At 59.5% G+C, this 12,197-nt stretch carries 9 protein-coding genes; all 9 read left to right on the top strand.

Annotated features, from left to right (window positions below; genetic code table 11):
* The first annotated feature begins 21 nt into the window (after positions 1-21).
* The 9 genes from tssI (at position 22) to VF716_RS09540 (ending at position 12,195) form a co-directional block, all read left to right on the top strand.
* On the top strand, positions 22-2,049 hold the full coding sequence (tssI, locus tag VF716_RS09580; protein WP_440552587.1) for a type VI secretion system tip protein TssI/VgrG: 2,028 nt from the start codon (positions 22-24) through the stop codon (positions 2,047-2,049).
* Positions 2,050-2,097: 48 nt separating this feature from the next.
* Positions 2,098-4,416, top strand: a complete 2,319-nt coding sequence (locus VF716_RS09575) for a hypothetical protein (RefSeq protein WP_427755665.1) — start codon at positions 2,098-2,100, stop codon at positions 4,414-4,416.
* A complete protein-coding gene (locus VF716_RS09570) occupies positions 4,413-5,273 on the top strand; it encodes an XAC2610-related protein (protein WP_125912527.1) in 861 nt (286 codons plus the stop codon). Before VF716_RS09575 ends, VF716_RS09570 begins: the two co-directional genes overlap by 4 nt.
* 169 nt (positions 5,274-5,442) lie before the next feature.
* Complete coding sequence (locus VF716_RS09565; protein WP_185749836.1) at positions 5,443-5,742, top strand: hypothetical protein; 300 nt, start codon at positions 5,443-5,445, stop codon at positions 5,740-5,742.
* The gene (locus VF716_RS09560; RefSeq protein ID WP_020309182.1) at positions 5,739-6,500 is read left to right on the top strand and encodes a hypothetical protein; all 762 of its coding nucleotides are present in this window, start codon (positions 5,739-5,741) and stop codon (positions 6,498-6,500) included. The genes VF716_RS09565 and VF716_RS09560 overlap by 4 nt, the downstream gene beginning before the upstream one ends.
* A 584-nt stretch (positions 6,501-7,084) precedes the next feature.
* Positions 7,085-8,956 carry a di-heme-cytochrome C peroxidase gene (locus tag VF716_RS09555; protein ID WP_440552585.1) on the top strand — a complete coding sequence of 624 codons (1,872 nt, stop codon included), beginning with the start codon at positions 7,085-7,087 and terminating at the stop codon, positions 8,954-8,956.
* Between the two features lie 27 nt (positions 8,957-8,983).
* On the top strand, positions 8,984-10,120 hold the full coding sequence (locus VF716_RS09550) for a catalase family protein (protein WP_019407368.1): 1,137 nt from the start codon (positions 8,984-8,986) through the stop codon (positions 10,118-10,120).
* A gap of 144 nt (positions 10,121-10,264) precedes the next feature.
* Entirely contained in the window at positions 10,265-11,413 is a 1,149-nt protein-coding gene (locus VF716_RS09545; protein WP_125871966.1) for an ABC transporter permease, read from the top strand.
* The gene (locus tag VF716_RS09540) at positions 11,410-12,195 is read left to right on the top strand and encodes an ABC transporter ATP-binding protein (RefSeq protein ID WP_020309178.1); all 786 of its coding nucleotides are present in this window, start codon (positions 11,410-11,412) and stop codon (positions 12,193-12,195) included. Before VF716_RS09545 ends, VF716_RS09540 begins: the two co-directional genes overlap by 4 nt.
* The last annotated feature ends 2 nt before the right edge of the window (positions 12,196-12,197 follow it).

Raw genomic sequence — 12,197 nt, 5'->3', positions numbered from 1 at the left:
CATCAGGACAAGGAGAGCCCAATGTTCAACGCGGCCAATAAAACCCACTTCACGCTTTCCCTCGAAGGCGTCGAGCACGACTTCAAGGTGCTCGAATTCCGGGGCCGCGAGGCCATCAGCCAGCCTTATCGCTTCGACCTGGAACTGGTCAGCGAGCGCCCCGACCTGGATCTGGAAAGCCTGCTGCATCGCCCGGCCTTCCTCGCCTTCGCGCCGGATGGCAGTGGTGTTCATGGGCTGGTGCATCAGGCCGCCCAGGGTGAATCCGGCAAGCGCCTGACCCGCTATCGCCTCACGCTCGTGCCGCAGCTGGCCTACCTCGCCCATCGCACCAACCAGCGCGTCTTCCAGCACCTGACGGTGCCGCAGATCATCGCCCAGGTGCTCGAGGAACACGGCATTCAGGCCGATGCCTACCGCTTCGGGCTTGGCCCGGTGGTCTACCCGCCGCGCGAGTACTGCGTGCAGTACGACGAAACCGACCTGCACTTCATCCAGCGCCTGTGCGAGGAAGAGGGCATCCACTATCACTTCCAGCACGGTGCGAGCGCTCATGTGCTGGTCTTCGGCGATGACCAGACCGTCTTCCCCGGGCTCGCGGCCACCGCCTATCAACAAGACAGCGGTCTGGTCGCCGACCAGCCGGTGATCAAGCGTTTCGGCCTGCGCCTGGAAACCCGTACCAGCCGGGTCACGCGTCGCGATTACGATTTCGAGAAGCCACGTCTGACCATGGAGGCCGCGTTCCACAGCGATTTCCAGCCGGATCTCGAGGACTACGACTACCCCGGCCGCTTCACCGAGCGCGCCCGCGGCAAGCACCTGTCGCAACGCGTCTTGGAGCGCCACCGCCACGATTACGAACTGGCCGAAGGCGAAAGCGACCAGCCGAGGCTGGTGAGCGGCCATTTCCTCCCGCTCACCGAACACCCGCGCAGCGACTGGAACCAGCTCTGGCTTCTTACCGAAGTGCTGCACGAAGGAAAACAGCCGCAGGTGTTGGAGGAGTCCGTCACCAGTCATGTCGATAGCGGTGACGGCTTCGTCCAGGGCTACCGCAACCACTTCAGCGCCACCCCCTGGGCCATCCCCTTCCGCCCGGCGCTTTGCCATCCGAAACCGAAGGTGCTCGGCAGCCAGACCGCCGTGGTCACCGGCCCCGCTGGCGAAGAGATCCACTGCGACGAGTACGGCCGCGTAAAAGTCCAGTTCCACTGGGACCGCCACGGCCAGGCCGATGACAAGACCAGCTGCTGGCTGCGCGTCAGCTCCAGCTGGGCGGGTGACCGCTATGGAGGCATCGCCATCCCGCGGGTCGGCATGGAAGTGCTGGTGACCTTCCTCGAAGGCGATCCCGATCAACCGCTGGTGACCGGCTGCCTGTACCACAAGGAGCATCAGGTCCCCTACGACCTGCCAGCGAACAAGACCCGCACGGTGTTCAAGACCCTGAGCAGTCCGGGTGGTGGTGGCTACAACGAATTGCGCATCGAAGACCGCAAGGGCGCCGAACAGATCTACATTCACGCCCAGCGCGACTGGGACGAAAACATCGAGCACGACCAGACGATCCGCGTCGGCCACGAGCGCCACGACACGGTGGAAGCCAACAGCTACAGCGAGCTTAAGGCTGAGGAACATCTCATCGTCGCAGGTGATCGCAAGGTGGAAATCAAACCCGACGACCACCTCACCGTCGGCCAGACCCAACACATCAAGCTCGGCACCGCCCAGCTGACCAGGGCCGGCCGCGAGATCCACCTCAAAGCCGGGCAAAAGATGGTCATCGAAGCCGGCGTCGAACTGACCCTGAAGGCCGGCGGCAGCTTCATCAAGCTCGACCCGGGCGGCATCACCGTCTCCGGCCCGCTGGCGCGAATCAACGCCGGCGGCGCACCGGGCAAAGGCTCGGGCATCAAGATCAAATCACCGGTGCGGCCGGGTATGGCTGATGGCGACAAAGCCGGGAGCTTGTTAGAGCAGGCACTGCCGGGCGAGGCGGACAGCCTGCTCCGCAAACGCAAGCGCTCGCTCAATTTCTCGGGCTAAGAACAGTGCCGGCTGCGCAGCCGGATCGAACGCAAGGAAGCATCGAACATGGCCGAAAACAAGCCGATCAATTGGGCTTACCCGTTTCCCAGCAAGGACACCAGCCACAATCCGCTGCAACTGCTTACACATATGGCCCAGGCCAAAGGCGGGTTCTACCCCACCGGCGAAAACGGCTTATGGCATGGCGGCGTGCATTTCGACGAAGGCACGGCCGCTGCATTCGACCAGTCGAGCGTGCGCTGTATCGCCGACGGAGAGGTGATTGCCTACCGTATCGATGAACGCTACCCGGTCAGCGAACTCACCGACGACATTCCGCGTGTCAAAAGAGCGCCCTATTCCACGGGGTTCGTGCTGGTCAGACACAGCCTGCAGCCGCCGCCTCTGAAGAACGCTGACGGCAGCATCGTCGAAGCGCAAACCCCTCCAAGCCTCACTCTCTACAGTCTGTACATGCACCTGCTGGATTGGGCGGGCTACCAGGCACGAGCGGACCTTCCGCGCCCCGCCTTCTGGGAAACCAAACGCTATACCGTGAATACGCAGCACGATGGCCTAAGCGTTCGCGCAGGTCCGAGTAAGCACACCACCAAGCTGTCGGAGCTGTCCAAGGGTGTCGAGATAACCATTGGCGAAACGGAAGGCGAGTTCAGCAAGCTGGTCAGCCTGATCAGCGGGACGGCACAACCCGCCCTATCAGCCGACGACGAGGGGCAACTGCCCGGCTATGTGTCCACCAGCTTGCTCAAACCGCACAGCGAGCCAGCGGAATACGACAAGGTCGTCGTTCTCGACAGCGGGTTGCCGATCAAGGCGGGTGAACTGATTGGCCATCCCGGTCTGTACCAGAACCACGACGGCGCCGCTCAGCACATGGTCCATGTCGAACTGTTCAGTTGCGACGATGTGCCCGCTTTCATCGCGCAGAGCCGCGCCTGGGCCAGCCGCTTGCCGGTCGACCAGAAAACCCTGCTCAAGGTCTATAAAGGTGCGAGCAAACTGATTCCGCACCGGGACGATATCAATGCCGAGAACCCGCCCAAACTGGACGACGATGGCAGGCTGATCGGCGTCGACCTGATCATTCCGCAGTCACTGTTGGATGGACTCCCCGCTTCGAGAAAAATCCAAGTCAAGGATGGCGCTGACAACACCATGCACTGGTGGCGGCTGGAAGGTCTGTTCGCCGACGCTAACGGCAACCCCATCGACGGCTGGCTCGCGGAGCAGGAGCTAATCACTACTCGTCACAGCCCGTGGGAGTGGGAAGGCTTCCAGTGCATCGAGGAAACCGGAACGCCCGTCGAGAAGCTCGCCTACGCCTTCAATGCCAGAGGCCTGCTGAGCGCAGATGAACAGCACAACTACCGGGCGCAGATCAGCAAGGCCGATGGAGGCCCAATCGTAACGCTCGCTCGTCTCTACGACATCGCCGATACCGATAAGGATGGCGTATTGACCAGCGCTGAAATCCAAGCAGCCCTAGCCAGGCCTTGGCACGCTCAAGTGCTTGGCCAACTCGTCGCCAAATATGAAAGCGAGTGGTTCTGGAACAAGGGCAAGTGGGATGAGCTTGATCCATTGTTAGCTGAAGAGCCCGGAAAGCCGAATCTTGTTTGGGAAGCGGAAAAGCAGCGAATCGAGAAGTTGAGTTGGTGGGAGGATCTGGCTGGGAGACACGGGACTTCTACGAGCGGAATAATGTGGAATATTTCACCAAACGGTTTCTTATCAAGCTTCGCCAACAGGGCTCTTCTGGTTTCTAGAGCAACGCTTGCGTATATCATGAACTCAGCTTCCGACGAGATACTCGATAAGTACCTTCTTCCGATCAACAATACGCTTGAAGCATTTGAAATAAATACGCCTCTTCGTATAGCACATTTTTTGTCTCAAATAGCGCATGAAACCGGAGAGCTACGGTACTCTGCGGAACTCAGCTCTGGCAAACAATACGAAGGTCGTTCAGACCTAGGCAACACCCAAGCAGGCGACGGACAAAAATTTAAGGGGCGCGGACTCTTGCAAATAACTGGGCGAAGCAATTACGAAGCCTGCGAAGCCTTTCTAAAAAACATAAAAGAATTCAAAAATCTCGATATTACAAGTTCCACTGAGCGCGCAGAGCAGCTGGCGTACAATCCAAAGCTAGCAGCACTCGCATCCGGCTACTACTGGGCTAAACTGAAATCTAACTTAAATGCAGCCGCTGACAGCGATGACTTATTTTGGGTATCAGTATACGTGAATGGATGGGCAAGGCAGGACAGGCCATTCTACCCAAACAGAAGCAAAGAACCTAACAACATGCATCACCGCGCGCAAATGCTGGAACGAGCAAAGCGAGCTTTGGGAATTTTATGAGAAAAGTTATCACTGCAGTTCTTTCATTAGCTTATTTGCATGTATGTCATGCTGAAACTGCGTCTGTAACAGAGATAATAGCCTATGAGGGCACGGTCGCTGGAAGCGGAATCTTTATGACGCTATCGGAAACTGACGGCGATATCATAGGAGGCTACCATTATAAAAAATATGGCACAGCCATACCGCTGCGAGGCTCAATTGAAAACAGCCATATAACATTAATAGAGAAGTCAACCTTAGGCGAGGCAAAGATAAGTGCCGAGCTTGACAAGCAATTAATGATAGGCACTTGGAAAGGTAGCGGGATTATCCACAGTATTCATGCCAGAGCCCTCAGCAAAAGCTACACAAATCTAATTAACGGAATAGACATTTCCAAAAATCACCCAAACACCAATATAACAATTAAATTTATAGACGGCAGAACCCAAAAACTTGAAGTAGAGACCCTAACGGATACCACATCGATCGTGTTCGAGGACTACAATTTCGACGGCCTCCCTGATTTGAGAGTACTCGAGAGCAGCGCTGATTCCAATACAACTTACATTGCATGGACTTACGAGCCAAGCAAAAAAGTATTTGAATACTCTGAGGAAATGTCAATGCTGTCGAGCCCTAAGGTCCTGCATAGCGAAAGGGCGATACTATCCTTATCTCGAGATGGCTGTTGTCGTTACATCGCCTCAAAATCAGTGGACCACGAAAAGCACTCTGCCGAATTCGAGTATGAGAAGCTTACAGGGGTTGAACGCGTAACTGATTTAAAAACAAATACAACCACAACTAGATCAATAAGCCAGAAATACTTCGAGCGAAAATATGTTACTCCCATTGGAGCTGATGGCTTATAGGCACTCCATCTTCAAAAAAAAAAAGCAGAACAAGGATTGATGGACGGAGAACATAACGATCAATCCTCTAGTTCTTCATTGATTGCGGGGACCACCTGTAGCCCGCTGTCGCTAACCATGCCCGCGGCGCGCGTCAGGTAATGACTGAAGCATCAAGATCAACCCGTCGGTGCTGCTGATCAAATGGCGATCCGCCCGCACTCTACACACCGATTTCAATTTTGTAAGCCAACCGGATAAAGCAGCCGAGCCCGAACACTCTGTGCCAATTATGATATGGGGTATGAAAGAAGGGATTTTTACAGGAAAAAAACTAAGCGACTATCTTAGTTCTGCTGAGGCAGATTATGTAGATGCTCGTAGAATAATCAACGGCTCTGATCAGCAGCAACTTATAGCCGGCTATGCAATAAAGTTTGAATCCATCCTAAGAAAACGTCCTCGGCAAAAGGAAATCTTCGCTCCATGAAACACGTACGGTTTTTAGCTCTGCTTATCCCACTAACGCTGACCACCAGCGCACACGCAAGCGCTTACACCATTTCATCCAACGATGACGGGGTGGCGGAAATCTATACAGCAGACATGGAAGCGGGCACTCTGACGATCAAGCAGGGAACGAAAACGACAATTATCACCGACATTGTTGGCCACGCAGGGCAGACAGCCACAACGTTGGTGCGGTTCAATGGTGGGCCCGCACTGAGCTATGAAAACTCTGGATCGAATACACATTTCGAAGTCTTCTATACCCTAAAGCTCAAAGATAATATCCCTCTTATCGACTGCATATACAGCAATATTCGCAACGGGCAGAATGGTGCCTCTATTCGAAAAGCTGTTTGCAACCTTAAAAAAATATTATCGAGCAATTACCAGGATACAGCTTTCCGTTACACAGACGCCTGGATTGAGGAATCCAATAAAGTGTCCCTACAATCTGTTATGGCCGAGCCTGCTGAAGCCGCTGTAACACCCCTCGGCAACCTAGGCAATGTGCTTGTTGCACTGCGCTACGACTCGATCGAAGATCTAATGTCTGCTACTCCGAAAACCATAGCGTCAGCAGCCGGAAAAACTTATGTAGTGACCACCGGTAACGCTTATTTGGTGTATGACGTCGATGGTGTTACAGCATCAGCGCTGGATGTGGAAACGGACCCTGTAGCACATTCATTGAAGCGCCTGACAGCTACAGAGCTATTGCAAGCTATTAAGAAAAACTAAACTTTCTCACCGCCTGATGCGCCCATCGATTATTCATGCTTAGACTTATACACGCCAGCGCCTATACTATTGTCGTGGTACTGGCTGCTCCTCTTACAGCAGCAACGGAACGTCCACTACCATTTTTTTACTGCAAAGCGAAATCCGGTAAAACTCTAGAGCTATACAAACAGAACAATACGATCAGTTATAAATTCGGGCATCCTGCCCGCACACCCGAGCTTGAACTGAATAGTTTAAGGTATGAGGTTACCATATTAATAGGTAACGCGACTGGCAGCGAACTGAGCAATTCTGTTACGTTCACCAATGGCGCCTACTCATATACGGTTAAATCTAGAATTAACAGAGTGGCTGATGTCCAAATACCTGAGCACGGCATACTAGTTAAGAAAAATTCAAGCTACTTAACTTACAACTCATGCATTCCAGCCTCCGTACGCGGAAACCTGCTTGACGTTGAATAATTACCTAAAGCGGCGACCACGTGTTGCCTGTGGCGCAAAACCTGCGACACCATATTGCCATCAACCCACAACCCTGCCATAAACGCGCACTCGCCATGACGCTACAAGGATGTACCGATGCGATTGCTGCGCCGAGCCCTGGGGGCTGTCTTGTTGTTGGCTGTGCTGGCCGTGGGGGTCGGGCTGTATTTTGTGGCCTACCCGAACCTTCCGGAGTATGAAGCGCCCGAAGCGCTGCATTATCTGGAGCAGTGGGACGCCACACAGCGACAGACCTACTACTACACGCCGCAGGGGACCCAGGTTAAGGGGCTGGAGTACGAATGGTTCCGTGCGCTGGAGCTGCCCTTCAGCCGGGACAAGTTCGCCACCCCCGACTACCTCGCCCGCTTCGGCTTTCTGGTCGATCCCGCGCAACAAGCCACCGCGCTGAACCCCGGCAACCTGCCGGTCGGCTTTGCCCGCCACGAGGATGATGAGACCGGTCGCGTCTATCTGGATGTGACCTGCGCGGCCTGCCACACCGGCGAGTTGCGCTACGGGGGTCAGGCCCTTCGTATCGACGGTGGCGCAGCGATGCATTCGCTGGCCTCCACCGTACCGACCCTGCGCGGTGGCGCCTTTGGCCAGGCGCTGGGCATGAGCATGGCCTTCACCTATTACAACCCGCTCAAGTTCCGTCGCTTCGCCGAGCAGGTGCTGGGCGAGCGCTACGAGCAGGACCGCGCGCAGTTGCGCCACGACTTCAAGCAGGTGCTCGACCGTCTGCTCGGCACCGCCTACAACGACTGGCACCGCGGGCTCTACCCCACCGAAGAAGGCTTCGGCCGTACCGATGCGTTCGGTCGCATCGCCAACAGCGTGTTCGGCGACGCCATCGATCCGGCGAACTACCGCGTGGCCAATGCGCCGGTGAGCTACCCGCATCTGTGGGATATCTGGAAGTTCGACTGGGTGCAGTGGAACGGCTCGGCCATGCAGCCGATGGCACGCAATATCGGCGAGGCGCTGGGTGTTGGCGCCACGCTGCGGCTGCTGCATGAGAACGGCCAGCCCGTCGCCGAGGCCGAGCGCTACGCATCGGGCGTTCGCGTACGCGACCTGCACAGGCTGGAAACCACGCTCATGCAGCTGACCCCGCCTCGCTGGCCCGAAGACGTGCTGGGCGCGATCGATCTAGAGCAGGCCAGCCTCGGTCGCCCGCTGTACAAGGAAAACTGTGCGCATTGCCACGACGCCGGGCCCAAGCCGGTCGACAAGCGTTTCGCTGCCGAACGCGACCCCGAGTGGCGCATGAAGGTGATCCCCACTTCCTTCGTCGGTACCGATCCGACCACGGCCGACAATATCGCCGACCACCGCTTCGACCTGACCCGCCTGGGCTGGACCCAGGATGAGCTGGATCGCCTGGATGTGCAGCTGTATGGCGCGTCATCCGGCCCGCTCGATCTCGCCAGCCTGTCCAGCGCCAAGGGCCTGGCCTACATCACTGCCTACGTCGAGGAACGCGCCTACCGTGAGGCAGGCATCGCAGCGCCGGAGCGCGCCAGATACGACGGCTTCGGCCTGCCGATCGGGGTGCAGGAGCTGCGCGGCTACAAGGCACGCCCGCTGGACGGTATCTGGGCGACGCCGCCCTTCCTGCACAACGGCTCGGTGCCGACACTGTTCCAGCTGCTGTCGCCGGTGGCCGAACGGCAGAAGCAGTTCTGGGTCGGCAGCCGCGAGTACGATCCGCAGCACCTGGGCATTCGCACCGAGCGCTTCGACGGCGGCTTTCTGCTGAATACCGCAATCACTGGCAACAGCAACCGCGGCCATGAATTCCGCGCCGGCTGTCGCGGCAATGGCGTGATCGGCCGGGCACTGGCGCCACACGAACGCTGGGCGCTGGTCGAGTACCTCAAGGTGCTCGGCGATCCCCGCTTCGAACCACGCCTCGAGGAACTGCCGGCGCGCCCCCACAACCCCGGCCCACGCTGCCCCTGAACTGCCCTTCGCACAAGGATCTGCCTCATGCTGACAAGACTCTGGCTCTGGATCGGCCGCCTGCTGGGCCGGCTGCTGCTTGCCATTACCGCCCTGGGCCTGGCGGGCTGGGCGATTGCCGCCGTGCACTTTCACTTCACCCATCGTGGCCCCGTCTCCAGCGAAGAGGTCGTCTCCCCGAGCGAAGCGGCCGACACCCAGGCGGTCATCGCCGACGCCATCGCCGTGGTGGAACAGCACAGCGAGAATACCCGCGTGCTGCGCGACGCCCATGCCAAGGCCCACGGTTGCGTGCGCGCCGAAGTCAGTGTGCGCGCCGACCTGCAACCCGCACTGCGCCAGGGCGTTTTCAGCGAGCCGGGCAAGACCTGGCAGGCCTGGGTAAGGCTATCCAACGGCAACGCCTACCCGCAGTTCGACCGTATCCGGGACGCCCGCGGCATGGCGATCAAGCTGCTCGACGTGCCCGGGGAAAAGCTCACGCGTGACCCGCGCCATGCCGGCGAACAGGACTTCGTGATGTTCAACCACCCGGTATTCTTCGTTCGTGACGTTGCCGAATATCGCAGCAACTTCGCCGCCCAGGCGCAGGGCAAGAAGGCACTGGCGTTCTTCCCGAGCATCGATCCGCGCAGCTGGGAGCTGCGCCACATGTTCATCGCGCTGCAGACCCTGGCGCCCGCGCCCGAGAGCCCGGTGGCCACCACTTACAGCTCCGTGGCGCCGTACAAGCTCGGCCCGCACAACATCAAGTACCGGGTTATCCCGACGCCGGAAAACTGCCCGACCTACCAACTGCCCGAGCAGAACCGCGACCTGCCGAACTTCCTGCGCAGCGCGCTCTACCAGCAGCTGTCCCTCGACCGCGCACCCGCCTGCTTCGCCCTGCAGGTGCAGCGGCAGAACACCGAGCACTACATGCCCATCGAGGACACCAGCATCGAGTGGGACGAGGCCATCGCGCCATTCGAGACGGTCGCCGACATCCGCCTGCCGCCGCAGGACTTCGACAGCCCCGAGCAGAACCTCGCCTGCGACAACCTCAGCTTCAACCCCTGGCATGCACTGCCGGAGCATCGCCCCATCGGCGGCATCAACCGGCTGCGCAAGGCAGTGTACGAGGCGATCAGCAGCTACCGGCTCGAGCGTAACGGCGCACTTTGACGCCACCGTGGTGGTCCATGGATCAGCAGCCGACGCGCGCCGCCTGTTGCCGACCACGGGCCACCCGGTCCTGTCTTTCCGGGCGGAGCCCTGCTAGCATCAATCAGGACTCCATCGCCCGACATAGGCACCCGTTTGCAGAAGATGAGCGCCACCCTGTCCTCGTGTCCCGGTTCGGTGACCCTCGATCAAGGGGCTTCGCCATTGCGGGCGCGCATCGTCGGTGACTGGACCCTCGCCCATTACGCGGCACTGCGCCGAGAGGTGCAGCGGCTCAGGGCGCGAATCGACGAGCGCAGCCAGATCGAGCTGAGCGGGCTCGGGGCGCTGGATACGGCGGGCGCCGGCCTGCTGGTGGAGCTGCTGGGCCCCGAGCGGATCGCCGCCATCGAAGCCTGGGCGCCGCAGTTGCCAGCCGAACGCCTGGCGCTGCTGCGCACAGTCGCCACCGCCCTGGACCAACCGGATGCCGCCGAGTCGCCACGCGGTTATGAATTCGGCTATGTGCTGGCGCATATCGGCCGCACGGTCGCGGCGGTGTGGAAGCAGCAGCGCGCGCTGCTCGGCTTCATTGGCCTGACCCTGCAGACGTTGCTGCTGACGCTGCCGCGGCCGCGGCGCTGGCGGCTGACCTCACTGGCCGTACATATCGAGCAGACCGGGCTGGACGCGGTGCCGATCGTCGCGCTGCTGACTTTTCTGGTCGGCGCGGTGGTGGCCTTTCTTGGCGCGACGGTGCTCGCCGACTTCGGCGCGACCATCTACACCGTCAACCTGGTGGGCTTTTCCTTCCTGCGCGAATTCGGCGTGCTGCTAGCGGCGATCCTGCTCGCCGGGCGCAGCGCCAGCGCCTTCGCCGCGCAGATCGGCTCGATGAAATCCAACGAGGAGGTCGACGCCATCCGCACCCTCGGCCTGAGCCCGATCGAGCTGCTGGTGCTGCCGCGAGTGCTGGCGATGCTGATCACGCTGCCGATCCTGACCTTCGTCGGCATGCTCAGCGGCATCGCTGGCGGGCTGGTGGTGTGCGTCCTGGCGCTGGACATCTCACCAACGATGTTCTTCAACATCATGGCGCGCGACATCGCCGTCAGCCATTTTCTGGTTGGGCTAGCCAAAGCACCGGTGTTCGCCTTCGTCATCGCGGTGATCGGTTGCCTGGAAGGCTTCAAGGTCACCGGCAGCGCCCAATCAGTTGGCGAGCACACCACTTCAAGCGTGGTCCAGGCGATCTTCATGGTGATCCTGCTGGATGCCATCGCCGCGCTGTTCTTCATGGAGATGGGCTGGTGACGGGCAACGACGCGCTGATACAGGTACGCGGACTGGTCAACCGCTTCGGCAACCAGACCGTGCACGACGGTCTCGACCTGGACATCCGTCGCGGCGAGATTCTCGGCGTGGTCGGCGGTTCGGGTACCGGCAAGTCGGTGCTGCTGCGCAGCATCGTCGGCCTGCGCCGACCAAATGCCGGCAGCGTCAGCGTGTTCGGCGAAAATCTGCTGGAACTGTCGGCCGAGCGCCGCTCGCAGGTGGAACGACGTTTCGGCGTACTGTTCCAGCGGGGCGCGCTGTTCACCTCGCTGAACCTGCAGGAGAACGTCGCGCTGCCGCTGATCGAGCACGCCGGGCTCGAGCGCCGCGACGCAGAGCACCTGGCGCGGCTGAAGCTGGCACTGGCCGGTCTCCCGGCCAATGCCGCGTGCAAGTATCCCGACGAACTGTCCGGGGGCATGGTCAAGCGCGCCGCACTAGCCCGCGCGCTGGCGCTCGACCCGGAAGTACTGTTCCTCGACGAGCCCACTGCCGGCCTCGACCCCATCGGCGCGGCCGCCTTCGACCAGCTGATCCTGACCCTGCGCGACGCGCTGGGCCTCAGCGTGTTTCTGGTAACCCACGATCTGGATACGCTCTATACCATCTGTGACCGGGTCGCCGTGCTGTCGCGCAAGCGGGTGCTGGTGGCCGATCGCCTGGAGGTGGTGGAAGCCACCGACGACGCCTGGATCCGCGACTACTTCCACGGCCCACGTGGCCGGGCGGCGCAACAAGCCGCCGACTTGCTGGAGAACTGAAA

Source organism: Stutzerimonas sp. Brlt_14 (assembly GCF_051948915.1).
GTDB lineage: Bacteria > Pseudomonadota > Gammaproteobacteria > Pseudomonadales > Pseudomonadaceae > Stutzerimonas > Stutzerimonas stutzeri.
Note: the sequence above shows the minus strand (reverse complement) of the source record. Positions and strands in the feature narration are given on the sequence as shown.